This window comes from Streptomyces sp. R41 (assembly GCF_041053055.1).
In the GTDB taxonomy this organism is placed as follows: Bacteria; Actinomycetota; Actinomycetes; order Streptomycetales; family Streptomycetaceae; genus Streptomyces.
In genome coordinates, this window is record NZ_CP163443.1 from 23,297 (window position 1) to 47,076 (window position 23,780).

Annotated in this window: 25 protein-coding genes and 5 pseudogenes; 17 read left to right on the forward strand and 13 right to left on the reverse strand. The window is 67.9% G+C overall.

Annotated features, from left to right (window positions below; translation table 11 throughout):
* The first annotated feature begins 37 nt into the window (after positions 1 to 37).
* Positions 38 to 880, forward strand: a complete 843-nt coding sequence (locus AB5J53_RS00140) for an acyl-CoA thioester hydrolase/BAAT C-terminal domain-containing protein (protein ID WP_369243604.1) — start codon at positions 38 to 40, stop codon at positions 878 to 880.
* A gap of 31 nt (positions 881 to 911) precedes the next feature.
* Positions 912 to 1,511, forward strand: coding sequence for a DUF1349 domain-containing protein (locus AB5J53_RS00145; protein ID WP_369243605.1), 600 nt, complete (start codon positions 912 to 914; stop codon positions 1,509 to 1,511).
* Between the two features lie 106 nt (positions 1,512 to 1,617).
* On the opposite strand, the pseudogene AB5J53_RS00150 reads toward AB5J53_RS00145, so the two are convergent.
* Positions 1,618 to 2,025 (reverse strand): annotated as a pseudogene (locus tag AB5J53_RS00150) (GNAT family N-acetyltransferase); the annotation flags it as partial.
* 608 nt (positions 2,026 to 2,633) lie between these two features.
* Positions 2,634 to 3,491, reverse strand: coding sequence for a hypothetical protein (locus tag AB5J53_RS00155; RefSeq protein WP_369243606.1), 858 nt, complete (start codon positions 3,489 to 3,491; stop codon positions 2,634 to 2,636).
* 471 nt (positions 3,492 to 3,962) lie between these two features.
* On the opposite strand from AB5J53_RS00155, the pseudogene AB5J53_RS00160 reads away from it, so the two are divergent.
* Both AB5J53_RS00160 and AB5J53_RS00165 read left to right on the forward strand, forming a co-directional pair.
* Positions 3,963 to 4,289, forward strand: a pseudogene (locus AB5J53_RS00160) (glutaredoxin domain-containing protein); the annotation flags it as partial.
* 262 nt (positions 4,290 to 4,551) lie between these two features.
* Positions 4,552 to 5,420 (forward strand): annotated as a pseudogene (locus tag AB5J53_RS00165) (IS5 family transposase).
* A 22-nt stretch (positions 5,421 to 5,442) separates the two neighbouring features.
* On the opposite strand, the gene AB5J53_RS00170 reads toward AB5J53_RS00165, so the two are convergent.
* A complete protein-coding gene (locus AB5J53_RS00170) occupies positions 5,443 to 6,027 on the reverse strand; it encodes a GNAT family N-acetyltransferase (protein ID WP_369243607.1) in 585 nt (194 codons plus the stop codon).
* Positions 6,028 to 6,591: 564 nt separating this feature from the next.
* Between AB5J53_RS00170 and AB5J53_RS00175 the strand changes: the two genes are divergently transcribed.
* Positions 6,592 to 6,951 carry a DUF1707 domain-containing protein gene (locus AB5J53_RS00175; RefSeq protein ID WP_369243608.1) on the forward strand — a complete coding sequence of 120 codons (360 nt, stop codon included), beginning with the start codon at positions 6,592 to 6,594 and terminating at the stop codon, positions 6,949 to 6,951.
* 25 nt (positions 6,952 to 6,976) lie between these two features.
* Complete coding sequence (locus tag AB5J53_RS00180; RefSeq protein ID WP_369243609.1) at positions 6,977 to 7,252, forward strand: hypothetical protein; 276 nt, start codon at positions 6,977 to 6,979, stop codon at positions 7,250 to 7,252.
* A 66-nt stretch (positions 7,253 to 7,318) separates the two neighbouring features.
* Here AB5J53_RS00180 and AB5J53_RS00185 read toward each other — a convergent pair whose 3' ends face one another.
* From AB5J53_RS00185 to AB5J53_RS00205, 5 genes are all read right to left on the reverse strand, one after another.
* The gene (locus AB5J53_RS00185; RefSeq protein ID WP_369243610.1) at positions 7,319 to 8,014 is read right to left on the reverse strand and encodes a hypothetical protein; all 696 of its coding nucleotides are present in this window, start codon (positions 8,012 to 8,014) and stop codon (positions 7,319 to 7,321) included.
* A 45-nt stretch (positions 8,015 to 8,059) separates the two neighbouring features.
* Positions 8,060 to 8,257, reverse strand: coding sequence for a hypothetical protein (locus tag AB5J53_RS00190; protein ID WP_369243611.1), 198 nt, complete (start codon positions 8,255 to 8,257; stop codon positions 8,060 to 8,062).
* 171 nt (positions 8,258 to 8,428) lie between these two features.
* The gene (locus AB5J53_RS00195) at positions 8,429 to 8,716 is read right to left on the reverse strand and encodes a hypothetical protein (protein WP_369243612.1); all 288 of its coding nucleotides are present in this window, start codon (positions 8,714 to 8,716) and stop codon (positions 8,429 to 8,431) included.
* Positions 8,717 to 8,739: 23 nt separating this feature from the next.
* Positions 8,740 to 9,054, reverse strand: coding sequence for a hypothetical protein (locus AB5J53_RS00200; RefSeq protein ID WP_369243613.1), 315 nt, complete (start codon positions 9,052 to 9,054; stop codon positions 8,740 to 8,742).
* 434 nt (positions 9,055 to 9,488) lie between these two features.
* Entirely contained in the window at positions 9,489 to 9,773 is a 285-nt protein-coding gene (locus tag AB5J53_RS00205) for a hypothetical protein (protein ID WP_369243614.1), read from the reverse strand.
* An 81-nt stretch (positions 9,774 to 9,854) separates the two neighbouring features.
* Here AB5J53_RS00205 and AB5J53_RS00210 point away from each other — a divergent pair, with 81 nt between their 5' ends.
* Entirely contained in the window at positions 9,855 to 10,493 is a 639-nt protein-coding gene (locus tag AB5J53_RS00210; protein ID WP_369243615.1) for a TMEM175 family protein, read from the forward strand.
* 201 nt (positions 10,494 to 10,694) lie between these two features.
* Here the strand turns inward: AB5J53_RS00210 and AB5J53_RS00215 are convergent, their stop codons facing one another.
* A complete protein-coding gene (locus tag AB5J53_RS00215; RefSeq protein ID WP_369243616.1) occupies positions 10,695 to 11,285 on the reverse strand; it encodes a TetR/AcrR family transcriptional regulator in 591 nt (196 codons plus the stop codon).
* Positions 11,286 to 11,474: 189 nt separating this feature from the next.
* On the opposite strand from AB5J53_RS00215, the gene AB5J53_RS00220 reads away from it, so the two are divergent.
* From AB5J53_RS00220 to AB5J53_RS00235, 4 genes and pseudogenes are all read left to right on the forward strand, one after another.
* A complete protein-coding gene (locus AB5J53_RS00220) occupies positions 11,475 to 11,966 on the forward strand; it encodes an ATP-binding protein (protein WP_369243617.1) in 492 nt (163 codons plus the stop codon).
* A 654-nt stretch (positions 11,967 to 12,620) separates the two neighbouring features.
* Positions 12,621 to 12,749 (forward strand): annotated as a pseudogene (locus AB5J53_RS00225) (ATP-binding protein); the annotation flags it as partial.
* A gap of 635 nt (positions 12,750 to 13,384) precedes the next feature.
* Positions 13,385 to 14,026 (forward strand): carbonic anhydrase, encoded by a 642-nt coding sequence (locus AB5J53_RS00230; protein WP_369243618.1) that lies wholly within the window; start codon positions 13,385 to 13,387, stop codon positions 14,024 to 14,026.
* A gap of 112 nt (positions 14,027 to 14,138) precedes the next feature.
* The gene (locus AB5J53_RS00235) at positions 14,139 to 14,339 is read left to right on the forward strand and encodes a hypothetical protein (protein WP_369243619.1); all 201 of its coding nucleotides are present in this window, start codon (positions 14,139 to 14,141) and stop codon (positions 14,337 to 14,339) included.
* 20 nt (positions 14,340 to 14,359) lie between these two features.
* Here AB5J53_RS00235 and AB5J53_RS00240 read toward each other — a convergent pair whose 3' ends face one another.
* Complete coding sequence (locus tag AB5J53_RS00240) at positions 14,360 to 15,331, reverse strand: L-threonylcarbamoyladenylate synthase (RefSeq protein WP_369243620.1); 972 nt, start codon at positions 15,329 to 15,331, stop codon at positions 14,360 to 14,362.
* Between the two features lie 131 nt (positions 15,332 to 15,462).
* Between AB5J53_RS00240 and AB5J53_RS00245 the strand changes: the two genes are divergently transcribed.
* Both AB5J53_RS00245 and AB5J53_RS00250 read left to right on the forward strand, forming a co-directional pair.
* Positions 15,463 to 16,014 carry an SMI1/KNR4 family protein gene (locus AB5J53_RS00245; RefSeq protein ID WP_369243621.1) on the forward strand — a complete coding sequence of 184 codons (552 nt, stop codon included), beginning with the start codon at positions 15,463 to 15,465 and terminating at the stop codon, positions 16,012 to 16,014.
* A gap of 100 nt (positions 16,015 to 16,114) precedes the next feature.
* Positions 16,115 to 16,654: a DUF4262 domain-containing protein gene (locus AB5J53_RS00250; protein ID WP_369243622.1), complete on the forward strand. Its 540-nt coding sequence runs from the start codon at positions 16,115 to 16,117 to the stop codon at positions 16,652 to 16,654.
* A gap of 69 nt (positions 16,655 to 16,723) precedes the next feature.
* Here the strand turns inward: AB5J53_RS00250 and AB5J53_RS00255 are convergent, their stop codons facing one another.
* Positions 16,724 to 17,473, reverse strand: a complete 750-nt coding sequence (locus tag AB5J53_RS00255; RefSeq protein ID WP_369243623.1) for a helix-turn-helix domain-containing protein — start codon at positions 17,471 to 17,473, stop codon at positions 16,724 to 16,726.
* Here AB5J53_RS00255 and AB5J53_RS00260 point away from each other — a divergent pair.
* Together AB5J53_RS00260 and AB5J53_RS00265 are read left to right on the forward strand one after the other, a co-directional pair.
* Entirely contained in the window at positions 17,455 to 17,727 is a 273-nt protein-coding gene (locus AB5J53_RS00260) for a hypothetical protein (RefSeq protein ID WP_369243624.1), read from the forward strand. The two genes, AB5J53_RS00255 and AB5J53_RS00260, sit on opposite strands and share 19 nt — an antisense overlap.
* A gap of 367 nt (positions 17,728 to 18,094) precedes the next feature.
* Complete coding sequence (locus AB5J53_RS00265; RefSeq protein WP_369243625.1) at positions 18,095 to 19,396, forward strand: S8 family serine peptidase; 1,302 nt, start codon at positions 18,095 to 18,097, stop codon at positions 19,394 to 19,396.
* A gap of 442 nt (positions 19,397 to 19,838) precedes the next feature.
* Here the strand turns inward: AB5J53_RS00265 and AB5J53_RS00270 are convergent, their stop codons facing one another.
* Both AB5J53_RS00270 and AB5J53_RS00275 read right to left on the reverse strand, forming a co-directional pair.
* Positions 19,839 to 20,366, reverse strand: a complete 528-nt coding sequence (locus tag AB5J53_RS00270) for a hypothetical protein (protein ID WP_369243626.1) — start codon at positions 20,364 to 20,366, stop codon at positions 19,839 to 19,841.
* 123 nt (positions 20,367 to 20,489) lie between these two features.
* A complete protein-coding gene (locus AB5J53_RS00275) occupies positions 20,490 to 20,855 on the reverse strand; it encodes an STAS domain-containing protein (protein WP_369243627.1) in 366 nt (121 codons plus the stop codon).
* A gap of 1,182 nt (positions 20,856 to 22,037) precedes the next feature.
* On the opposite strand from AB5J53_RS00275, the gene AB5J53_RS00280 reads away from it, so the two are divergent.
* Positions 22,038 to 22,577, forward strand: coding sequence for a hypothetical protein (locus AB5J53_RS00280; protein WP_369243628.1), 540 nt, complete (start codon positions 22,038 to 22,040; stop codon positions 22,575 to 22,577).
* Positions 22,578 to 23,448: 871 nt separating this feature from the next.
* Positions 23,449 to 23,727, forward strand: a pseudogene (locus AB5J53_RS00285) (transposase); the annotation flags it as partial.
* Between the last annotated feature and the right edge of the window lie 53 nt (positions 23,728 to 23,780).

Below are 23,780 nucleotides of genomic sequence, written 5' to 3' on the forward strand. Positions count from 1 at the left end.
GAAACTTCGTGGCCCCTCACGCGTCACGCTCACCGCCATGGCGCACGGACACCAGCTCGCGTCCCGTAGGGTGACCCGCGCATGGTTCGGCACCGGCGTGACCAGCAGAAACCTCACCGTCGCGGCCGACAAGGTCGCCGGGACCCTGCACCTGCCTGCCCCTGGCACCCCGCGGCACTCGGCGGTCCTCCTCTTCGGCGGTTCAGAAGGGGGAAACAGCAATAAGCCTGCTGCAGCCCTGCTCGCCTCGCACGGCTACCCGGCCCTGTCGCTCGGCTACTTCAACCTCCCCGGCCTCCCCCAAGCCTTGGAGAACATCCCCCTGGAGTACTTCGCCACCGCTGCCCGGCTGCTGGCCGCGCAACCAGGGGTCGACCCACGCCACATCCTGGCGATGGGCTACTCACGCGGCAGCGAAGCAGCCCTGCTCCTCGCCAACGACTACCCCGACCTCATCCACGGTGCCGTCGTCTACTCCCCCTCTGCGCAGGTCAACAGCGGATTCCCGGACTACGGCACCTTCGCCTGGACGAAGGACGGCAAGCCCATCGCCGAACGGCTCATCCCGCTCGGCCACGTCAGCGGCCCCGTCATGGCCATAGCGGGAGCTCACGACCTGCTGTGGACATCGTCTCGATGGGCGCGGCAGATCGTCCAGGAACTTGACGCCGCCGGCAACCGGTATCCCCACCAGGCTCTGATCTACCCGAACGCCGGGCACGGCGTCGGTACCTTCCCCTACCTCCCGGCCGGCACCCGCTTGATTCACCCCGTGACACGCCGGGAGACCGACCTCGGCGGCACCCGCGCGGGCGATGCCGCCGCTCAAGAGGCAGGCTGGCCCAAAGTCCTCGCGCTCCTGGCCTCACTCGGCTCCTGAGCACCCCAACAACCTGGTGAAGGAAGGGCGCATGGACGCACAGCGCGCGGTCGACTGGTCGGAAGCCGCCTGGCTCAACCCGCCATTGAGCGCAGAACTGCACGGTGACGAGCTACTGGTGACGAGCCGGAACCGGAGCGACTTCTGGCGCACCACGAGTTACGGCTTCGTACGAGACAACGGGCACGCCCTGTTGACGGACCTTCCCGCCGGTGCCGCCGTCGAGGTCACCTTTCTTGCGCAGTTCGAGGCATTGTATGACCAGGCCGGGATCATGATCCGCGTGGACGACCGGACCTGGATCAAAGCCGGTGTCGAGATGACCGATGGAGCGCCGCACCTGGGCGCCGTAGTCACCCGCGGCCAGTCGGACTGGTCCCTGACCCCTGCCCCCGGCTGGAACGGATGCAAGATCACCGTTCGGGCCAGCCGTGAGAAAGACGCAGTGACCATCCGGGCGCGCCGCGAGGACGAAGCCTGGCAGATGGTGCGACTAGCTCCCCTGGCACCTGACGCGACGGCATCGGCTGGACCCTTCTTCTGTTCCCCGCAGCGAGAGGGACTGCAGGTGCAATTCACACGGTTCGCCTTGGGACCTGCTGATATCTCGCTCCACAATCCTCAGGCCTGAAAGGGTCGTTCTCTCCCGGCGTTTCATCCTGGAAATGCCGTTTGCCCCGTGGTGTCGAGTCGCGCCAGGAAGATGGTGGCTTCGCCGTTGCTGCGGCGGGCCCTCCATCCCGTACGGACTTTTCGAGGAGCGTCAACGACTTGGGCGTACCGCCCGGCTGCGGCTTGCCTTCCTGGCGTCCGACAACCTGATAGCCGGCGTTGAGGTAGTACGCATTCAGGCGTGCGTTGCCGGCCAGGCAGTCCAGACGTACCAACGGTCGGCCCGCCTCGGCCACGCGGCGCTCCGCGACTCGCAGAAGCTCCCGCCCTGTCCCGGGCGGGACACTGTTGTGGTCGACCATCAGCCGGTGCACATAGCCGGCCGTCGGCGGCTGTGGCCCCCAGGCGTCCTCGTCCTCCCACCACAGCTCCCAGGCCCCGACCACATGATCGGCAGCCTCCGCGAGCCATACCTCCCCGTTCTCCATGATCCGGCGGAAGTGGTCCCCGCCCAGCTCACCAGGCCGCTATCTTCGTCGCTTTCAGTCGCCGCGTCCCATGTGGGTGACAGTCCCAGCTGCTCACCTCGGGCCCGCTCATACGGAAGGGGTTCACCCAAGGTCAGGTAATGATCCTCCCCGTCTCCGGTCTCGCAATAACGCCGCACAACGCTGCCCCGCTCAGCGATGAGCCAGGCCGAACCGTCGCCCTGCGCACCGTAGTAGTAAGCCTGCGCCTGCCCGTAGCGCGCGCTGAGCTCTACGCACATACGCAGGACCTCGTCGCTGCGTTCGCCGTCGCACGGGTTGCACCAGCGGCCGATGACTAGGGTCCACCCATCGAGTTCGGGGCTCACGTACACCCGGGGGCGCCCCTGAGGCTCCTTGTTGAATCCCCGATGGCTGTCCGCGTCGATTACCTCTTCGGCGACCTCGAATGTCACAGGGCTGGGCTGAGTCAGCCCCAGGGACGCCATGACCCCTGCCTGGTCCCCCGTCGGTACCGCCAACCAGTGAAGCCAGCATGTCGTCAGGGGTCTGGGCCGGTCTGCCGTTGAGATGTACACGAGCCCACGATGCCATGCCGAGGCTCAGTGACTGAGCTGAGGTTAAATCTCAAGCTGAGGGATCAGGGAACGGGCTCAGTCCGTGGGGACGGGCGTGCAGACCGCGTACACGTCGAAGGTGGTCGAAGCGTCGCCGCCGTTGAATACGGTTCCCGTCCAGCCGGTTGGGGAAAGGGGCACTCCCAGGGGGAACGTCTCGACCAACCTCAGGTCGTCGCTGCCCGCGCTGACTCCGCCGCCGAGCGGCCTCTTGCCCGCGGGACAGTCCACGGCCGCGCTCGCGGTGGTTCCGACGGCCACCGGCACGTTGCCGACCCCGGCCACCTCATAGCCTTCCCCAGGGCTGACGCGCGCGCAGATCACGTACACGTCCATGACGGACTCAAAGCCGCTGCCGTTGAACACGGCTCCCGCCCAACGGCGCGAGCTCGTGGGGAACGATTCGACCACCCTCATGTCGTCGTCGCCGGTATATACCCCGCCGCCGAGTGGCCTCTTGCCCGCGGGACAGCGCATGGCCGCGCTTCCGGTGGTTCCGACGGCCACCGGCACGTTGGTGACTCCGACCGCCTCATAGTCTGCCTCAGGGCTGACGCGCGCGCAGACCGCGTACACGTCGAACACGGAGTCGGTGCCGCCGTTGAACACAGCTCCCAGCCAGCCGGTCACGTCGCCGGCCCCTCCCAAGGGGAACGACTCGATCAGCCTCATGTCGTCGTTCCCTGTATAGACTCCGCCACCGACCGGCCTCTTGCCCTCGGGGCAGTCCACCCCCGTAGCTCCGGTGGCTCCCGCAGCCACCGGCACGGTGGCGCTGACCACCTCGTAGCCGGACAGCGGGAAGACAGCCGCATCCGCCTGTGCCGTCGGCGCGGTCATCTCGCCGACCACCAGCACAAGCAACGCCCCCAACGCAGTCAGCAGACGCTTCATTCGGTCTCCTTCGATGGGCCAGGCGTCCCACCTCTTTCGGTGGTGACCGACTCATCGTCCTGCTGCAGCGCGCCGTGCTCGCGGCGCAGATGGGCTGTGCACCCGTCCGTGGTATCCCGTCCGAAGGCCGACGATGAATTTTCGAACGCTTCACCCGCCTCGACGCCGCACGCACCCCCTGGCAGATGACCTATCACCGCCGGCCGGCCCACCCGTCTCGGCCACAAGCTCACCGCGCTCGACCCGTGGTGGAACCCGCCCTGGCCGCTCACCTGGCAACGCTCCTACTGGGCTGCCCACCACCACACCCACGGCATGCCCGAGGGTGTGGTGTGTGGCCCGACGCACCGGACGAGGAACAGGCACGACGCTGGCTCAGCGTGCAGCAAGCGTCACGACCGCACCAGCAGTCCGGGCAACAAGAGTTAGTGGACACTCTGGCAGCGGCCCCACCGGCACCCCACACCGGTCTTTGTGCTGCTCACAGGCGTGAACTCGCCTCTGATCTTCCCGCGGTCGATCAGCGCGCTGGAGGCACAACGCCGCAGCGCGGCCGACGGCCGGCCGGTCGTCTTCTGGCGGCCCGGCTGCATGTACTGCGTGCGACTGCGCATCCGGCTGGGCCGTAGCGCCCGCCAGGTGCACTGGGTCAACATCTGGCGCGACCCCGCTGGATCTGCAGCGGTGAGGGCAGCCAACGACGGCAACGAGACCGTGCCGACCGTCATCGTGGCGGGCTGGCCGCACACCAACCCCGACCCTGCATGGGTGCGCGAGCAACTCTCCCGTTCCGCGTGATCGGGAGCAGCCGAGGTTAAAAGACAAGCTTAGAGGTCGTTTTCCTCTGTAGTGCAGTGTTATCTCTAGTTTGCACCCACTGGTGATCTGGTGCTGGCGAGTCTGCAGTGCGGGCCGCGGTTGGCGAGGCGGATGGTGTGGCGTCTGGGGGGAGAGCCGACTTACGCCTGTCTCATTCCAGGACGCCCAGATTTGTCCCGTGCTCCCGCGAGGCAGAACACACGCCTGGGCGCACGCCCCCGAACGGCGGTATGCCCAGGTCATGACCGACCGTCGTGCGTATCCGAGTGATCTGTCCGATGCCCGCTGGGAGTTGATCGAGCCGGTGCTGTCCGCCTGGCGCTTCGAACGCCGCGGCCGGGCGCTGGACTTCGGTAGGCCGCCCCGGCACGACCTGCGCGAGATCATGAACGCGATTCTCTACGTGGACCGCACCGGCTGCCAGTGGGCCTACCTCCCGCACGACTTCCCGCCCCACCAGACGGTCTACGGCTACTTCGCCACGTGGCAGACCGACGGCATCTACACCCAGCTCAACGGCCTGTTACGGGAGTTGGTGCGCCAGCAGAAAGGCAAGCACCGCCACCCCTCGGCCTGCGTGATCGACGCGCAGAGCGTCAAGACCTCCACCTCCGTCCCCGCCAGGACACAGAACATCGACGCGGGCAAGAAGATCGTGGGCCGCAAGCGCAGCATCATCACCGACACCCTCGGCCTGCTGCTGGCGGTGCTGGTCACCGCGGCCGGCGTTCAGGATTCCACCGCCGGCCGGGCACTCCTGGAGTAGGCCGCCGCCGACCATGCCAGCCTGCGCAAGGTCTGGGTCGACGGCGGCTACCGCAAGCACTTCGTCGAGCACGCCGCCGCCCTCGGCATCGACCTCGAAATCGTCCAACGCGCCCCCGGCGCAAGGGGATTCACCCCGATCCCAAGCGATGGGCGGTGGAACGAACCTACGGCTGGCTCATGCTGCACCGGCGCCTGGCGCGCGACTACGAGACCCATCCGCACCGCTCCGAAGCCATGATCCATCTCGCCATGACCGACTTGATGGCCCGCCGCCTCACCGGCGAGACCACCATCTCCTGGCGCGACCCCGCAAAACTGCATCAACCGCCAATTCCGGGATGAAACAGGAGGAGAAAACGACCTCTTAACGCCGCTCTTCGCGGGCTGGAATCGGCACGGCCGCCGGCCGCCACTCTCGCCTGATCAACCCGAACACCCACGAGTCGGATACCTCGCCGTTCACGACGCAGTCCTCCCGCAACGTCCCTTCACGCATGAATCCGATCTTCTCCAGGACCCGGGCAGATGCCACGTTGCGCGTATCGGTCTCAGCCTGAACTCGATTCAGGTCCAGTGTGTCGAATGCCCACTGCAGCAAGGCGTGCGCGGCCTCCGTCGCGTAGCCGTGTCCCCACATCGCTTCGTCGAGGACGTAGCCCAACGACGCGCTGCGGTAGTCCGGGTTCCATCCGGTCAGACCGCACCAGCCGACGAAGGCCCCGTCAGAAGCGCGGTCGATGGCCACCCGGGCCCCGGTGCCTTCGTCCGCCATCTTCCGGCACATGTTGATGAAGCGTTCGGCGCGGGCCCGTTCGTTCCACGGCGGGGAGTCCCAGTAGCGCATCACGTAGGTGCTGCTGTGCAGGGCGAAGAGCAGGTCCGCGTCGGCGTCGGTGAAGGGGCGCAGTCGCAGGCGAGCGGTGTGCAGTATGGGGGTGGCCAAAGTCATGCGCACCATCTTGTGTCCTCATGGGGCGGGCAGAACACCGAATATCCGATCCCGGTCCGATCCTCACGACCAAGGCTCCGCCTACCAGCAGATCGTGCACGGCACGACTACTCGGCCTGCCCACGGACGACCCAGACATGAACGTCACCCACAGCCGCCTCGCCCGCCAAGGCTTCCTCACCCAACCCGGACGAGGTCACTACTAGAAAACGGACTTAACGACCTCTCAGTGGCCTTGGCGGGGTGCACCAAGAGTGGCACTGACGCTGTTCAGTGGGCTCTGTCAGCGATCGCGGGAAGCCGGCCCGGTCGGTGAGAGTGGTGTTCGATTCCCGCGTCTGCGCCGGGGTGCGCCGTGCCGGATAATCGCCAGATGTGACGCTCCCTCATGTACGTCGAGACCGGGCCTCGGAATGATGGATGCCGCATGCCGTGAATCGACGCTGACCATCGCCTCTCCGTGATGGGGCCCAGCCGGGATCCATGTCGCGATATAGCGTTAGTCTTCATCTCGCGCCGCTGCCTGCGTCGCGCGGAGACGTTCGACAGGACCAGGACGGAAGTATGTCGGGAGAGATTTCGCCCACCGGGAAGCGCTCCGGCCCCGACTCGTCGCCCGAGCTGAGGGCCTCTCATGCGGACCGGGACCGGGTGGTGGACGTGTTGCGTATCGCGGCGGGGGACGGCCTGCTGACCGCGGACGAGTTGGACGAGCGCGTGGAAGCTGCCCTGTCGGCACGTACCGTCAGCGAGCTGACCGCGCTGACCGCTGACCTGCCGGCCGTGTCCGCTTCGACCGGCACGGCCGTAGCGGAGGTCAAGGACGTACGTACTCCGGATCGAGGGGATTCACAGTGGTGCGGTCAAACGCGTGGGGCGCTGGGTGGTGCCGCGGAGGCTGGAGCTGGCTACTGCGTGGTGTGAGCTGACGCTCGACTTCACTCAGGCAGTGATCACGCAGGAGACCTTGCGGATCGACATGAACACGGCAGGCAAAAAGCTGACGCTGATCACCAAGCCGAGCATCGTGGTCGATGCCGGTGCCCTGAGCCTCGTACACAGCAAGATCAAGATTCGTCAGGCTCCAGACCACGGGACGCCGATCACGCTGCGCGTGGAGCTGGTCGGCACGACGACCCACGGCCGCGTCGTGGTGCGGCCCGCACGGCGGACGTTCGGACAGTGGCTGCTGCGCAAGCCCCCGTCCCTGCCTGCAGGCGATTGACTCCATCGTTGTGAACTGTCGGCGGTGGCCCGGGGCGCGGTCCGAATTCGTCTGCCGCCGGTCGGTTCAGTCGTTGTCGTTGTAGAAGGCGATGCCGCGCCAGTCGGTGACGCACGAGCGGCTGAGGAAGATCCAGCCGATCGCGCTGTCGCGCACGACGATCGCCGGGTTCGAGCCGTTGGTGGTGAAGCGGTACATGGCGGTCGAGCCCGGGTTGCCGGCCACGTCGCGCAGCGAGCCGTCGCTGTAGGTGCTGGTCGTGTAGTAGTTGTAGTACGCCGTGCAGGCCGGGTTGACCGTGATCGCCGTGCCGTCCGTGGCCGCGTGCGCGGCCGCGTTGAAGTTGTAGCCGACTGTCCGGCGGTGCGCGATGTTGTCCTTGGTCGCCTCGCTGCACGACTCCGCGACGGATGCAGTCGGGCTGGAGCCGAGGGCGCCGGGCGGAATCCAGGCGCAGATGTTGTTGCCGCCCCAGCTGCGCCCGTAGTGGTAGTTGCTGGCGGCGGTCTGGTGGACGTCGAAGGACGAGCCGGCCATGGCGGTGCCGACCCAGTAGCCGCAGACCTTGTTCTGCATCCAGGTGCCCGCCGGGACGGTGCCGGAGTTGTTGCACGCCGCCGGCTTGGGGGAGTTCGGCTGGACGGTGTACCTGTTGACGTTCGCCTGGGAGGTGATGGGGAGCAGGCCGACGAGCGCGGCCGCCGCGGCGAGAACGGTGGCTGCGCGGGTGCGGCGCCGGAGAGTTGTACCGGTCCTGGTCATCACTGCATCTCCTTCGTGGCGGGATGGTGCGGTGGGGTGGAGCGGTCAGCGGTACACCAGGAGCCGAGGGCGGAGCGTCGGATCCGCGGCGGCGCGGCCGGCGAGCACCGTTCGGCGCCCGTTGTCCGCGGTGTCCTCGGCCCCGCGCGGGCTTCCGATCAGCAGGAAGCCCAGCGCGCCCTGGTGCAGATGAGGAAGTGCGTCGGTGACGTCGAGTCGGCCGGGGCCGGCTGCGGGGAGCACGGCAGCCGACCGACCGGGAAGAGCGCAGCGGTTGCCCAAGAATCGGGCGACAAAGTCCCACAGCGTTCCCGAGGGTCTACCGAGGAACTGCACGAGATCGGGGGGAGGCACCGCCAAGACCAGGGCCTGTCCTGCCGTGCTCGGCAGGACAGGCCCTGCGGCGTTCCCGGTTCAGCAGAACCAGCCGTCCTGAACCCAGCCGTGGCGGTTGATGTAGCCGTAGGCAAAGCCGTACACCCAGCCGGACTGCTTGCTCTCCACCAGGAAGGTCTGGCCCTGGTAGAGGGTGCCCATCCAGGCGCCTCCCGGGTCGGTGCGGACGAAGAGGTCCTGGGCGCAGACGGTCTCGCGTTCGCCGATGGTGCCGTTGGCGGCCTGGGTGGGGCCCGAGCCGAGCAGCAGGGCCGCGCCGACGGCGGCTGCCACCGCCGCGGTGCGGACGGTGCGGGGTGCGGACATAACGTTTCCTCCCGAATCCCGGCTCACCAGGAGCCGTAGCCGCCGATGCATTCGTAGCGCACGTAGCCCCAGTCGTTGGGGCCGAAGTCGAAGGTGGCGGCCCAGCCGTTGTAGACCGGGTGGACGCCGCGGGTGTGGCCGACCTTGTCGCCGTAGGACAGGGTGCGGAGGAAGCCCGTCGGGCCGGAGGAGCTGTCGTAGTTGGCGTAGAAGCTGGCGCTTTGACAGATGATGATCGCATGCTCGGGCACCACGGCCGCCTGGGCCGGGGACTGCAGCAGCGCCGCCGTGGCGACCGTGGCTGCGGCCGTGGCAAGCGCCCGTCTGACGTACGGCATCGCTCATCGACTCCTTGAGGCGAGATCATCGGAATCCGGTCAACGCGCGTAAACCATAGCCTCGTGGTTGTCATGGCCTCAACACTTCAGCTCAGGTCCAGTTGTCACGACGAGCGGATCGACGGGCTCGACGAGTTCCTGCCAGACCCCACGTCGCACCCGGACTTCGCGTTCGCCACCAGGTCCGATGCCGTGGTGATCCCAGCGATTCACCGCCCCGAACCGCTCAACGCCGAGTGCCGCCATTTCGTCGACTGCATCCAACGCAGACTCCGCGTCTGGCCACGGGGATCGCACGCCCTAACACGATCAGCTCCTCGGCGACTCCCCCGTAGGGTGCAGCACCGGTGATCGGGTCCAGGGGTTCGAATGGTGGCGTGCCGATCACGAGGAGGACTCCGGATGCCTTGGTGTCCGGCCCGATCTGTCGGGGATCAAGGCTCGACTCCGCCGCGACTGTCGGCGCGTCGCAGTCGCCCCAAGTAGCCGCCCAACTGCTGGCCCGGTCGTCTTTGGGGGTCAAGGTCTTCGAGCCTGCCGGGGATGCCGAAAGCGTCCAGGAGGCGGTGTTCGACGCCGAAAGGCTCGCCCATTGCCAGCTCGGGGCACTCGGCGATCCACCGCCTGATGACGGCGCCCTCTTCGGCGATCAGCCAGGCCTCGCCGTCGTTCTGCTCGCGGTTCGATCCGGCTCGGCCACCACGTGCGACGTTCAGCAATAGTCGGCCATCCACAGGCGAAGCCGCCCAAGCCCTGGCCGATGCGTTACAGCCTGGGCATAACGCCCTACTGTCGTCGGCATGACGGAGCCAGTGGCAGAGACGCACCCACACGAGAACGCCACGGGCGCGGCACGCCTGATCGTTCTGTCCGACGGCGTCTACGCCATCGCGATGACACTGCTCGTTATCAACGTGGCGGTCCCCGCACATCTGGACGACGCCGCATTCCACAAGGCCCTGAGCGATGCGCTGCCCAACCTCGGCGCCTTCGCCCTCAGCTTCACCCTCATCGCCGGATTCTGGCGTGATCACCGCCGCCTTCTCACCGCACTACCCATCGAGACGGCCGTGGTCACCCGCCTGATCCTCCTCGGTCTCGGCCTGGTCGCGCTGCTGCCCTTCCCCACCGCGCTCCTGGCCGAGTACGCCTCTCAGCCCGAAGCCGTCGCCCTCTACGCGGGTGCCATGGCCGCGATCCATGCGGTGCACGCAACCCTGCTGCTGCTCACGCAACACCAAGTGCACCCCTCGCCCGCGTCATCCGCCGCCGTGGCCCGCCGCCGCTTCACCGCCCAACTCGGCTCCAGCGTTCTGATCTTCGGCCTCTCCATTCCCGTGGCCTTCGTCAACACGGAAGCAGCCATGTGGTTCTGGCTCACGCTCATCCCCGCCCACTACGTCCTCGGCCACTACCGGCCTCGACCCCCGCACCAGTGACAAAATCCGAAGCGAGCTGCCCAGCGTGCCGGTTCGGCTCCAGCACGAGGCCCAGACCTGTGGACGGGCCCTTGTCCCCCGTGCTCGCTGGCGCCATGACGTGTCAAACGAACGCTTGGCTCGCTGGACAGTCTCCATGGCATGTCAGCATCAGACACAGGCACTGACATCACCCAGGACTCATGCAGCCCGGCTTTCGTGTCACCCGCGACCGTCAAGGGCGTCGGCGAGGCGCGGGTCGATGTTTCTGAGCGCCGCGACGGAGAACTGGGTCGCGAACTCGGCGGCCGACGCGGGATTCAGCGATTCGGTGACCAGTGTGTACCGGGCACCCTCGACGACCAGGCCAACGACACAGGCGGCACAGAGCTCTGCGCTGGTGCCCCAGGGGCCGTCGCCGTGGCGCCCGGTGAAATTCCTGATCAGGCCGGTGATCTCGCGGGCGGCAGCCGACATCAGGCGCTGGCTGGCCACATACGCCGCGCCAGTCGCGTGTGAGCCGAAAAGCAGCCGGAATCTCGCCGGATGAACGGCTGCGTAATCGAAGAACGACGCCACACCCGCTCGCACCTGCCGCTCGAGCGGGAAGTCCGCGGCGGCCGCGTATGCCTCGAACAGCGACTTCGCCAAAGTGCCGGCTGCCAGGTCCGTGCATCTGGCGAAGAGGTCCTCCTTGCTGCCGAAATGCGCATACAGGGTGGGCTTGGTGGATCTTGCGCGTCTGGCCACCGCGTCCATGGTCGCCGCATGGAATCCAACCTCACTGAATACCGAGGATGCCGCGTCCAACATGTCTGCGTCAGTCGGCCGCGCCGCGGAGGGACGCCGCCGGCCCACAGTCGGCCGAGCCTCGGGCGAGGGATTATTCATGAAATAACTTTACTTCAAAGTAAATTCGTATTACGGTTTTACTCCGAAGTAAACATTGATTGATTGTGATCGACTTCACTGGTCCCAGAAGCCGGTCGGGTGGAGGCTCCCATGCACCACACTCACCTCACCGGCCCGACCGGGACCGCGATACCTCGTCCTGTTCCCGGCCCAGCACCTGACCTCGCCCCTGGCCAGGACCTGCTGGCCATCGCGGGCCCCTGGCCGCTTCCCCGGACTCCGGAAGCCTGTAGTCAGGCACGCAGAGCGGTGCGCCGCACCCTGGACAACTGGGCCCTCGACCACCTCGCCGACACGGCCGAGCTCCTCGTCAGTGAATTGGTCGGCAATGCGCTGCTTCACGCCTGCGGTCCCGTCAGCCTCACCGTCGTACGCCGCCAGGTCATCTGCTGCCAGGTCCGCGACGGCAGCCGGGAGCTGCCGTACTTGCGCTCCGCCCAGGCCGACGACGAATTCGGGCGTGGCCTGCACCTGGTCGACCTGATGGCGAGCAGTTGGGGCGCCGAACCGACCGCCCGGGGCAAGGAAGTGTGGTTCGAACTTCCCGAGGCCCCAGATCTCCTTGCTGGAACGGGACGCTGAGCGCAGCGATCCGGCGTGGATGACGTCACGGCGGTCGTACTTCTCCGGCCGCCCGCCCGTCGGCTCAGTGCAGATCCGGACCGGGTCCCGCCGGATTTCGCCTGGCGCCCACGAGCCAGTGATGACGCCTGGGCCGCCATCTGCGACGGCGTCAAATCCAACGGCGGCACCGGCCGTGGCCGATCTGTTCGGCATGCACGCGAACACGCTCAGGGAATTCGCCCGACCTGTCGGCACGGAAGGTAGCCGGATCGATCTGACTATCTGTCAGAATCAGATTCCTTAAGCGCCCCCTTGACCCGTACTCCATGCGGTGAGGGGAGAGCTGGCAGAGGCCCTCGGAGGGTAGCCCGAGGGCCTCTTGCATACCTGCGGTTGCCTGGCCCCGACTATCGCCGTACGGGGATAGTCGCGCTTCTGCACGACTCCCTGCTGGACCGACGCCGCGATGTGGGGCACCGGCTGGTGATCGCGAAGTTGGCGGCCGGTCGGCGTGATCTTGTCCCCATCTACGCCGGGTGGGGATGGAGCGTAGGAAATCCCGGCGCGGGGGTAGCGGTCGAGATCGGCCACGAGCCCATAGTCCTCGCAGAGGACGCAGCCACACGCGTGGCTTGGACCGCCCTCGCGCCTCAGGTGCGACAGAAACCCTCGAAGACCTTCACTGATCCCCGGCTTTGCGCGGCCATCGTCGATCGGCTGACCTTCAACGGCGCGATCATCCAGACCGGCACGGAGTCCTACCGGCTCGCCCACACCAAGGCCCAGGCCCGTCAGGGCTGACGCCGCGGGCTGATCGTTCACGCGAGCGTGTCCGCCATGGGGTGGAAGGCTGAGCAGGACGTTCCCGGGCGGGGCATTGGGAATCGCGATGCCCCCAGGTCGGCGGTGGACCTTCCTGACCAGCCACACGCTTGGATACGACTCGTCGCCGCACGCTGTCCAGGAGCGCGGGTCCTCTGCTTGACCGCTGCGGTCGGCGGCTCCTGCCTGAGCTTGTCCTACCTTCCAAGCGTGGGTCTGAGCTGGTCATTCGTAAGATCGGCGGACCCGGGGGTCACTTTCCGTGGACGTCATTTCGACGTGAGTTCGGGAGTCACCCGTGACGCTTCTGCATGATCAATGTTGATGAGAATCGATGTCGCCGCGGGCTGATCCGAGTGATCCCGGCGGTCCGCCCTCGTTCGGCCGACAGCGCGGGCAGCGCCTCGCTCGTTGTGCGGGTGTGGACGATGAACGGAGGGGTGTGGACCAGTGGCCGTACGGGGCGGGGCAGCAGCGCTGCGCGCTGAGGTCCCGCATCGAGGCCGCCCTCGCCCGGCGCCTGGGGGTGACGCTCAAGCCGTCGGCGTGGCCCTCTCCGGCGAGCTCCGGGGCCAGGCGGCGCGATGGCTGGTGCCGGCTCGTAGGCTGCGGCCATGACCGAGATCCAGACCCCGACGCCCCGCGACGCCTTCGAGCTGCTGCTGGCCGGTAACCGGCGCTTCGTCGCCGGCGCCCCTGAGCACCCCAACCAGGACGCCACCCGCCGCGCCGAGATCGCACCGGCCCAGCAGCCCTTCGCCGTGCTGTTCGGATGTTCCGACTCCCGGCTGGCCGCCGAGATCATCTTCGACCGCGGCCTGGGCGACCTGTTCGTGGTGCGCACCGCAGGCCACGTGATAGGCGCGGAAGTGCTGGGCAGCATCGAGTACGGCGTGGACGTACTGGGCTGCCCGCTGGTCGTGGTGCTCGGTCACGATTCGTGCGGCGCGGTCGGCGCGGCATGCGCCGCGCTGGAGGACGGCATGGCGCCGGCCGGGTACATCCGGGACGTCGTGGAGCGGGTGACCCCCAGCGTGCTGGCGGCGCGGGCCGCCGGACGGGTCGAGCCGGAGGAGATCCTCGCCGAGCACATAAGGCACACCGTCGACCTGCTGCTGAACCGCTCCCGGGCGCTCGCCGAGAAGGTCGCTGCCGGGCAGGCCGCCGTGGTGGGTCTGTGCTACCGCCTGGCCGACGGCAGTGCGCAGCTCGTTGCGTCCCGCGGCCTCGATGCGGCGGTGCCCACCGCGTCCTGACCGCCCCGGCCGTGGCTGCTCAGCGTGCGTTTGCCGCGGTCGGAGGACACCCGTATACGTGAATGAGGAACCCCTCGCGTTCACCGCTTGATCATCCGTGGAAGGGCCCCCGATGGCTCACGGAGCCGACCCCGCGCCCAGCACCGTACCCCGCGCCGACCTGGCGTGGGCCGCGGGCTGCGAGGTGTGCCGGGGATGGGGAACGGTCGTCACCGACGACTGGCGGCACGAGCTGTGCCCGGCCTGCCAGACCAGTGGGCGCTCAGCCGAATCCGTCACCAATCAACCCGGCACCGGCGTCCGGGAGCAGTGAGGGCACAGCGTCGGTGCTGGTCACGCGGTAAGCCGGGGCCCTGCGGCGCGGCGGAGCCGGTTGGCGATCCCCAGCCCCTCCTCCACCGGCAAGGACGCGACGATGAGGTCGCACCTCTGCTGATCGAGCTCGCGCAGAAACCCGTACAGGCCGCGCGCATAGGCGGCTGGCGAACCGGGCACCGTCACCACGGCGTGCGCCTTCACCGGAGCGTCGGCGAGGGAAGGGGGAAGAAGGACGCCCACCTGATGCCCCAGCTCCTGCGCACGCTCTGCTTCGGCGATGACCTTCTCGGGCTCGACGAGGACGACCCGCGCACGCGGCGCGTAGTGGGACGGGTGCTGCCCCGGCACCCGGACGGGGCTCGTCGAATGGACCGTGAGCGGGCATCCCAGAACCGCTTCGAGGTCCTCGCGCGTCACCCCGCCGGGCCGCAGGATGCTCGGGATCTCGCCCGTGGCGTCGACGATCGTGGACTCGACGCCGACCTGGCAGGGGCCGCCGTCCAGCACGAAGTCGACGCCATCACCGAGCTCCGCACGGACGTGGTGTGCTGTTGTGGGGCTGACCTGGCCGAAGCGGTTGGCGGACGGGGCCGTGACGCCGCCGCCGAAGGCCGCCAGAAGTGCGAGTGCGACGGGGTGGTCGGGCACGCGCACGGCCACCGTCTGAAGGCCGCCTGTCGCCTCAAGGGGCACCCGGTGACCGCGCCGCAACACTAGCGTGAGGGGCCCCGGCCAGAAGTGTTCGGCCAGCAGGCGCGCCGTTGCCGGCACGTCCTCGACCCAGTCGTCCAACAGCTCCGCGCCGCCAAGGTGGACGATCAGCGGGTGGGAGGGCGGACGCCCCTTGACCTGGAAGATGCGCGAGACAGCGGCGGGATCCTCGGCGTTCGCGCCCAGACCGTAGACGGTCTCGGTCGGGAAGGCCACCAGCCCTCCGGCGCGCAGCACAACGGCCGCCTTCTCGATGTCACTGGTTTGTGCCGTCACCCTCGCAATCCTAGGGCGACGATCATGATCAATCTCAGCGCCAACCACGGTTCCAGTCCGGGGCCGTGATCGCTGACGCGAGCGTGTCCCGCTGGTCGCCGGCCGCCCCGGATCTCGGATACGGTCCAGGCGTGGACAGGTGGGACGCCGAGGTCGTACGGGCGCGGATACATGAGAAGGCTGCGCGGGATCCGAGGCTTGCGGTCCATGGGGCCGCAGACCACCGGTACGAGCTCGGTCAGCGGCGTACGGAGGCTGAGGTGCGAGCCTTCGAGGAGGCCCACGGGATCCGGCTACCCGAGTCGTACCGCTCCTTCCTCACGGAGATCGGCGACGGCGGAGCCGGGCCAGCCCACGGGCTCCTGCCGCTGCTCGACCCGGTACCCGAGGAGCACGGGGACGAGTGGGCGTCGGTCGACGAGCGACGAAGAGACCGGATACCCGGCTTCCTGGCCGCGCCGTTCCGGTTCACCAGGCACGTGCCGATCGGCCGCGTCCTCGACAGCGACTCCTCCCTCGCCGGCACGCTTACCCTCTGCGAGATAGGGTGCGCGACCTTCTACCGACTCGTCGTGAATGGCCCCTGTACAGGGCAGGTCTGGTCCCATGACCCGGACTGGGGCGGCTTCCGGCCGGGTCCCGACTTCCGTGACTGGTACACCGCATGGCTGGACCAGCCGTGACCCGCTTCGCGCACACCTCGAGACTCCCCCGACCACCCCACCCCACCCCACCACCGGGGCCCCTGAGATGCTCCGCTGTTCGTGGCGTTAGCATCGCCAGGTGGGAATTTCTGGGTGCCCGTGCATCCTGTGTACACAGTCCTCGCGGGAAGCATCATGGGACCAGCGTGACCGGACGATAGCCGCCAGCACCCGGGACCACGGCTGGCACGTTATGGGAGTGCACGCAGACGACGACACCCCGGCAGGCTGGGCCTACTCCATCGGTCTGTGGCACACGCTGCGCAGCCCCGAGATATGCGTCTTCGGGCTGGCCGTCGACACCATGATGCCCCTCATCAACGCTGCGGGCGACGCCGTAGTCAACGGTCCTCCCCTCATGCCCGACCAGCGCCGGAACGACATCTTTGACCACGTCCCCGCCGTCATCCGGCCCGTGCATGAGAGCTGGTGCACCGACTTCTTCGGCGCGGGGCTGGACTTCTACCAGGTCTCGCCCCTGCCCGTGGCCCAGCTCTTCTGGCCCGACAGAGAAGGCTGCTTCCCCTGGGAGGACGGGGCTGCCGACTACTGCCGGGACAACCAGCCTCTGCTGTGGATCCCCAAGCCGGACACCCCCGGTCCGTGGGGAGCGAGCTGAGTCCTGAATGATGGTCCAACAGCCGCGATGACTGCCCCGGTCAGTGAGGGCCGTGGCAGAGACTGCCGATCAGTCGCCGACGAACCATACGTACCTATGGCGCCCTTCTTCCGCTGTCCGGCACATGGCCCGCACCCTGATCGACCCAGGGACCGCTACGCTCCGCGGGCAGTCGATCCAGCTCCTCCAGCAGCATGGGTCTCTGCCAGCTGTTGAAGACTGTGTCCGCGTATGGGCACAGCCCCGCGAGCACGGGGAACTGTGCTGGGTCGATGTCCACAAGCGCCTCGTCCCAGGACACACCGCGAGCATCTCGTACGCACGGGCCGACAGCGGCCCTTTCGACTGGGCCGCGGCATACAGCAGCGCGCGACTCTCCCGCGCCGACTCCTCGACGAAAGCCTCGGCGTCCGGGTCGGCCAGCAGCTGATGGAAACGAGTGAGGAGCTGCGGTTCCGGGAGGCTCTGGCCCGACAGGTAACGCGAAAGCCGGGTGGGATCCACACCAAGCACCTCGGCCAGGTCTGCGGAGGTCATCCCCGCCCGCTCGCGCAGGCCACGAAGGTGCTCAGCGAAGGCTCTCTCCTTCTTCCCGAGTTCATCACTGAGTGGTGCCAGCGCAGGCGGCCGTGGCACGACAGCTCGTTCCGGCGACTGCTCAGTCACTGATCCTTCTCCCCCGGATTGTCTGCCCGCAAGATGCCTGGAGCACCGCAAGATGGTCTTGCTCTCTGCCGCAACAGGTGTGCGGCGCGGTGGGGTTGACCCTAGCCGGACCGCCCGGCTGGAAGGAGATCCCCATGCCCACCACCCCCTCACCGCAGCAGCCCCGGCCGTTCCCCGAGCTCCGAGTCGGTGGTCTGCGCCTTGCGATCAACCGCCTCCCGCACCGACTGCCGGCACTGCTCAGTCGCACTGCCGGTCCGTGCCGGACAGGTGAATCCGACGGACGCGGACAGCGGTACCGGCGCCGGGCAAAGGCGCTGCTCTGGCGCGCAGCGCTCGGCGCGGCGTACGCCATCGGCACGGGCGCGGTCACGATCGCGGTTCGCTGGGTCGTTGCCTCGCTCTGACAGAGCGTCGGCCGGCGTGGGGGGACCAGCCCGCGCCGGCCGACGCTCGCGCTACAGGACGAAGCTTCAGACGCGTCTTTAGTCGGAGCACAGGATCAGATGAAGGCCGTGTTCACGTCCCCGGAATCCCCGCACGGGCGGTCATGTTCGGGGCATCGTTCGAGGCCAGACCACAAGAACAAGCTGAGCTCACACCTCATTCATGACACTCCCGAAGCCCTTTCTTGACCCATTTACCCTATTCGCCCTTTTGAAGTGCTTTTGCGTCTGTTAAGTGTTCGCAGCGAAACAGTTCGTCAGCTGACAAAAGGAAGCGAGGGGCCCTCGAGTGGTGTGGCGAGAATGGGTTAAGAAAGGGCCGCAGAGATTGGCCACCGTCTCCGCGCTGGTGGCCGCGACGCTGGTCGGACTTCCGTCCGCAGCGCCGTCCGCGGCCGTGCCCGTGCAGGAGGCTGCTGCGATGGGTGCGTATGTGGTTGTGCTTCATGACTCGGCGCGGGGACAGCTCGACGCGATCGTGAAAGAACACCGCGCGCGCTATGGGGAGGTGACGGGGTTCGTTTACCGGCATGCCCTGGTCGGCTATTCGGCCCGGATCCCGAACTCCCAGGTGTCGCGCCTGCAGAACGACCCCAGAGTGGAGATGGTGGCGCCTGACAGGCCTGTCCACGCCACCCAGCAGAGACTGTCGATCGGCGTGGACCGCGTGGACGGCGACGTGAGCAGCACGCGGTCCGGGAACGGGTCCGGGTCGGTGGATGCCGGTGTGGCGATCCTTGACAGTGGGATTGACCTCGACCACCCCGATCTGAACGTGGCCGGCGGGGTCAACTGCGTGAATCGCGGCAAGCCCCCTCAGGACGACCAAGGACATGGCACCGGCGTCGCCGGCATCGTCGGAGCCAAAGACAACGACGCGGATACGGTGGGCGTCGCGCCCGGCGCCCGGCTCTATGCGGTCAAGGTGCTCAACACCCGCCTGGCCGGGAATGACTCCAGGATTGTGTGCGGGCTCGACTGGGTGGCCCAGCACGCCCAGGGCAGCAACATCAACGTGGTGAACATGAGCCTCGCGGGAATCAGTCCCGACGACGGAAACTGCGGGCGCACCAAGCGCGATGTGCTGCACCTGGCGGTCTGCAAGGTCAACGAGGCCGGGGTAACGGTCGTGGTCGCGGCCGGCAACGACAGCACCGACTTCGCCAACACCTCCCCGGCCAACTACAACGAAGTCCTCACCGTCACCGCCATGCAGGATGCCGACGGCCAGCCCGGCGGCCTCGGCACGATCGCGCCCGGATGCCAGACAACGGTTCCGTACGACGACGCGGCGACAGACTTCTCCAACTTCACCACCATCGGCTCCGCCGATGCCGCCCACACCATCGCCGCCCCGGGCCTGTGCCTGCGGACCACCGCCCTCATCGACGGCCCCGGCGGGGGCAACGTGATCTGGTTCGGCGGAACCTCGTTCTCCTCGCCCCACGTGGCCGGCACCGCCGCCCTCTGCATCACCACGAGCTGCGCCGGAATGACCCCCGCCCAGGTCATCGCCAAGCTCCGTGCCGACGCCGCAGCCCAACCCGCCAGCTACGGCTTCACCGGCGACCCCCACACTCCAATCGACAACCGCTACTACGGCTACCTCGACTACGCAGGAAAGTACTGACCTGGGCAACCGCCCGGCTGGGTCACCCAGTGGCTCCAGGTATCGGTGTCCACGGCACTGTGCTCTCGCAGGCGCAGGTGGTGCAGTGCCGTCGACTTGCCTGTGCCGGACATCCCCGTGATCAATGGCGGGCACCTCCGTGTAGGTCCCGGACACGCCCTTCCAAAGGCTGCCCCAGCGCCCCTGATTGCGACCGGCCGTGGTTCTCGCCCAATGCCCGCCTCGGTCGCCCGGCGGGCTTCCCGCCGAACATTGCGATGCAGCAGACTCACCTCTGGCGGCCTTGGTCCTGACAATGTGAACGCGCGCTCTGGACAGCACCCAGGATCACGCCACGGCCGCCACCACGTCCCCTGAATCCCCAGGTGAGTGATCAAGTTCGAGACGCCGTTCGAGGACCGGAAGAAAAAGATCAACGGCGTGCGATCGCGTCCCGCGGTGGTCACCCGACCGCGTCGTCCTGTCGGCGTAGTTCGCCGCCCGCCAGAACGACACCGGCGGCCGAGGCAGACATCAGGCCCGCGATGGCGAGCATCATGCGCTGCTGGCTTTCGATGACGGCCTCGTACTGGCTCCGCGAAAGCTCCACCTTGACTCGGGGCGAGGTGGATTGGTCGTAGGAGAAGTACCGGCCGCCCTCGGCCGTGGGCGACTCCAAGGCCCCTTCCCCGCCCGCCGCGTTGATGATGATCATCGCGACGCCCAAGGCGATCAGCAGCCCGGGCACCGCCTTCACCCGGCCGGGCAGACGCAGGAAAACGGACCACCTCGACCGCGCGTTCGATCCGGTCCCGGCCATGGGCACGACGGCGGTCCCCAGGACCAGAAAAGCCAGCAGGATCACTGGCACCGCCCACCCTGTGCCGTCGACCGGCGACGGCCCCGGTAGCCAGGTGAGCGCGACAAACGACAGCACGACGGCGCTCAGCCCCGCCGCGAACCCGCTGTGCAGCGTGAAAGTCCTTCTCATGACCCGGAGCCTCGCACTTGCACCGCTCCGGGTCATTGCCCTATCCCGCAAAAAACAGCGCGGTAAGCAACGTTCCTCGCCGGACTGTTGGCAGCGCATAGCTACGCTGCCCGGTGCTGATCCTCAGGCCACCGCGCGGCCGGGGCCGCCCCTGGGCGTGCCGGCGGGGCCGATGCCCGGTGGGACGGATCGCTGCCGGCCAGGCGGGTGTGGGTGAAGTGCAGCAGTCGCTGCAGGTGGCCGAGGATGCGGCGCACGCGCAGCCGGTGGCCGCGGCGGCGGGCCAGGTTCCCCGGCGGCGACCAGAGTGCCAATCCCGGCGCAGTCGCAGAAGTCGACGCCGGCCAGGTCGATCACCGTCTCTTCGTACACGGTCACCGCAGCGGCCAGTGCCTGGCGCAGATCCGCGGCGGTGTCGATGTCCAGTTCCCCGGAAACGGTGATCACGGCCCATCGCAGACTCGGCCCGGCACTCACCGCGATGTCCATGTCCCAGCCACCTTCCCCGCAGCACGGATGGGCCCGGCCCAGCACAGGGTCGACGTGTCACCGGGGCCGGACCGCTCTGTGCCGCACGACCGCTCATCACATATGCGGCAGATATCAACCAAAACCGGGCAAGGCGTCCCTGTCCAGGGACGGAAATTCCCTGGACAGGGACAGCAGAGCCGCTGGTGGGCGCTGCCGCCGTCAGGGGCGCCGGTGGTAGGCAGTGAGGGCCCCTGGCCGGAGGCCCCGTTGCGGAGCCACGACGAAGGTAACTCGGGGGGGCAGGCCGGCTCCCCGCCGCCCGCCGCGCGGAACTCGATGCCCTCGGCATGCGCTGGTGAGGCCTGCTGCTGTCCCGGCGCAGGCCGGTACGTCGCCCAGATGCTTTGGATTCAACGGTGAGCCAGCGCGGTGCGGGCCGCGGGCATCGGATGGACTCATAACGTGATCCGCAAGGCTCCCCCAGCCTGTCGTCGGGGGCTCTGGAGATTCCCTGCCTCCCTCTCCAGGGCCCCGACGCGTCTGCAGCGCAGTTCTTCTGCCATGCCGGCCGCCTTGCTTGTACGGACAGCTGCCGGGGCTGTCACACACTTTGGTCCGGCCTGATGATCTGCGTCTCTCGTCGTACTCAGGAGAGCTCAGGGGGGATCGAGGCGCGGCCGCCCGCCCCGGACTGGCTGATCGAGCAAGGCGGCGTTTGAGTCCGACTGGCCACCATGGCGCCCCTGGCGCAGGGCGGCTCAGGATCCGGCTGGCTCCGGTACGGCGAGACAACTGCAGGGATGCAAGAGACCCTCGGGCTACCCTCCGAGGGCCTCTGCCAGCTCTCCCCTCACCACATGGAGTACGGGTCATGGGGGGCGCTTATGGAGTTGCACAGATTCTGACAGGTAGTCATATCAACCCACTACCTGCCGCGCCGAAAGGTCGGGCGAATTCCCGGGCTGTACTGGTAGCTGGTGGCGCTCAGGGCAAGACGGGGACGCCCGTGATCACCAGCCATCCCGGCGCAGCCACCCATCCATGGACGTACCGCCGTCCGGCATCGCCGTTACCGAAACGCCGTCACGGAACGGTGAGAAGCCGTGGACAAACCCATCAGGCTACGGCTGTCTCTGAACCGGGTGCTTCGGTCGGGTGTGTGAACGCGCGATCCCCGGCACAGTGTGGTGATGCTGAGGCGTGAGCATCAGAAGCGAGCATCCGGCGAATGCGGATCAGATCTATCGCGCCCTGGTCCTGCTGGGGGCCGATCCCCTACTGGATCCGGAACTGTGGCCGGAGAGCCCGCAGGAGGAGAACCGTCTGCGGCCGCTCCGTCTGCGGCTGCTTGGTGCTCTGCTCGCCAAGGTGGAGCTGGAGATCACCGCTGCGACCAGTCGGAATACGGAGGAAGAGCCGGATGACGTCGCCGACACGCTGATGGGGTGGATGGGGCAGACCGAGCCCGCCGCGCTCGGGATGAACGTGCTGATCAACCGGTTGCAGCGCACTGCGGTGCAACTCATGGGCCCGGAGGAAGTGGGAGACCCCCCGGCAGGCCGGGCGGCTTCCTCGGCGGCCGTGGTCGCGGCAGCCGGCATGCTCAGCGCTCACCTGGTGTTCCAACAGGGTGAGGTCGAGCGGACCCGGCGGGCCCTGGATCGGACCGGCGCGTCCGTCATCGCCGTCCTGGAGGGCATTCACGAACTGCGCGTCGCCATCGGTGACGTGGAGGAGTAGCAGGCACCGACCAGGGGGTCTCCAGGCCGGTGCCGGGCTGTGGTTGCCTCATCTCCCACTCAGCGCAGACTCGTCGACGCCAGACCAATCCCCCCGTCGCCGGTGGAGATGCGGCGTCGTGTCTGACGGCCGCAAAGGTCGTTGAAGAAGCCAGCGCGCACAGGCACCCCCGGCAGATGCGCGGCATATGAGGGCCCGAACCCCGCCCGGATTCGCGCCCTCACCCGCGTGGTCGCGCTGGCATGGGGACTGCTGCCGGCCCGGGGCACATTGGTTGGGCGGCGGCCGACGGGACCGGTTCCGATGCGGAGCGACCACGCCAGGCCCGGCCACATCGCGGCAGCTGCCGCTCCCCCGCAACCACGGCCAGCGGTGCGATCTCCTCACTCTGCCGCCGGGGCCGGCGGCGCCGAGAACGCCGGGCCCCTTCGTACGGATCGGCCGCAGCGAGATCACGCGGGCCTCCCTTCGTCGGCGGCCTGTCGGGCCAGCAGCTCCAGCAACTCGGCGTTCGACCCGAGACGTGACCTGGCGGGTGAGGCATTCCATGAGTTCGGGATCGGTGCCGCCGCTGACGGGCTCGGCGATCCGGACGGAGACCGGGCGACGCTGCTCGATCACCCGGGTCCGGTCGTCCGGCTCCTGCTGTTCGGCTTCGGCGAGGGCCCGTACAGCGAGGCGACCGAGGGTTCGGGTGCCCGCGTTCTTGCCGGTCCTGATGGTCAGCTTCTTCGCGATCTCGGGGACGGGGACGCCCTTGTCCTTCCAGCGCGCGGGCGAAGAGGAGGGCTTCCTCGCCGATGACCTTCGGCCGTCCGCCGTAGTTGCCCTTCGCGGCGGACGCCACCTGGCCCTCCAGGGGCTTCTCCGGTACTCATCCCGCCGAAACCGCCGCTACCTGCGAAGACGCCAGATCAAGCACACCATCCCCGAGCCGAAGGACCAGCGGGCCAACCGCAAGCGCCGTGGCAGCCAAGGCGGCCGGCCCACCAGTTTCGACAAGACGATCTACAAGCGTCGCAACGAAGTCGAGCGAACGATCAACGCCCTCAAGAACTCCCGGGCCGTCGCCACGAGATATGACAAACGGGCCTACATCTTCCACGGCACCGCCACCGTCGCAGCGATCCGACTCTGGCTGCGGCCTTGATCCGCTGGGTCAGCCTTAGTTATCGAACCAGACCACCAGACGGACGTTCTCGG

Coding starts and splice junctions, on each gene's coding strand:
- AB5J53_RS00140 (WP_369243604.1), top strand. CDS start 38: ATGGCGCACGGACACCAGCTCGCGTCCCGTAGGGTGACCCGCGCATGG.
- AB5J53_RS00145 (WP_369243605.1), top strand. CDS start 912: ATGGACGCACAGCGCGCGGTCGACTGGTCGGAAGCCGCCTGGCTCAAC.
- AB5J53_RS00155 (WP_369243606.1), bottom strand. CDS start 3,491: ATGAAGCGTCTGCTGACTGCGTTGGGGGCGTTGCTTGTGCTGGTGGTC.
- AB5J53_RS00170 (WP_369243607.1), bottom strand. CDS start 6,027: ATGACTTTGGCCACCCCCATACTGCACACCGCTCGCCTGCGACTGCGC.
- AB5J53_RS00175 (WP_369243608.1), top strand. CDS start 6,592: ATGTCGGGAGAGATTTCGCCCACCGGGAAGCGCTCCGGCCCCGACTCG.
- AB5J53_RS00185 (WP_369243610.1), bottom strand. CDS start 8,014: ATGACCAGGACCGGTACAACTCTCCGGCGCCGCACCCGCGCAGCCACC.
- AB5J53_RS00195 (WP_369243612.1), bottom strand. CDS start 8,716: ATGTCCGCACCCCGCACCGTCCGCACCGCGGCGGTGGCAGCCGCCGTC.
- AB5J53_RS00200 (WP_369243613.1), bottom strand. CDS start 9,054: ATGCCGTACGTCAGACGGGCGCTTGCCACGGCCGCAGCCACGGTCGCC.
- AB5J53_RS00210 (WP_369243615.1), top strand. CDS start 9,855: ATGACGGAGCCAGTGGCAGAGACGCACCCACACGAGAACGCCACGGGC.
- AB5J53_RS00215 (WP_369243616.1), bottom strand. CDS start 11,285: ATGTTGGACGCGGCATCCTCGGTATTCAGTGAGGTTGGATTCCATGCG.
- AB5J53_RS00220 (WP_369243617.1), top strand. CDS start 11,475: ATGCACCACACTCACCTCACCGGCCCGACCGGGACCGCGATACCTCGT.
- AB5J53_RS00230 (WP_369243618.1), top strand. CDS start 13,385: ATGACCGAGATCCAGACCCCGACGCCCCGCGACGCCTTCGAGCTGCTG.
- AB5J53_RS00235 (WP_369243619.1), top strand. CDS start 14,139: ATGGCTCACGGAGCCGACCCCGCGCCCAGCACCGTACCCCGCGCCGAC.
- AB5J53_RS00260 (WP_369243624.1), top strand. CDS start 17,455: ATGCCCACCACCCCCTCACCGCAGCAGCCCCGGCCGTTCCCCGAGCTC.
- AB5J53_RS00270 (WP_369243626.1), bottom strand. CDS start 20,366: ATGAGAAGGACTTTCACGCTGCACAGCGGGTTCGCGGCGGGGCTGAGC.
- AB5J53_RS00275 (WP_369243627.1), bottom strand. CDS start 20,855: ATGGACATCGCGGTGAGTGCCGGGCCGAGTCTGCGATGGGCCGTGATC.